1 protein-coding gene is annotated in these 297 nt (G+C 58.6%); it reads left to right on the forward strand.

The features are described from left to right. A partial coding sequence (locus FQ705_RS04570; protein WP_222105625.1) for a hypothetical protein occupies positions 1-297 on the forward strand: 297 nt, incomplete at both ends.

The following is a 297-nucleotide window of genomic DNA, read 5'->3' on the forward strand; positions in this document are numbered from 1 at the left end:
GGACATCGCCAAAAACACCGGCGACATCACCAACCTCAACACGACGGTGACGAACCTGAGTGGCGAGATGGGCGATGCGGTCAAGTACGACGCGTCGGCACACGATGTGGTCACGCTCGGCGGCGCCGAAGGCACGACGCTGAAAAACGTGAAGACAGGCGAACTGTCGGCAGACAGCATGGACGCAGTGAACGGTTCGCAACTGTTCGCGACGAACTCGAAAGTCGACCAGAACACCTCAGACATCGCCAAAAACACCGGCGACATCTCGAACGTGGACGCACGTGTAACCAACGT

The sequence above is a fragment of the Paraburkholderia sp. BCC1884 genome (assembly GCF_900996225.1).
Taxonomy (GTDB): Bacteria; Pseudomonadota; Gammaproteobacteria; order Burkholderiales; family Burkholderiaceae; genus Paraburkholderia.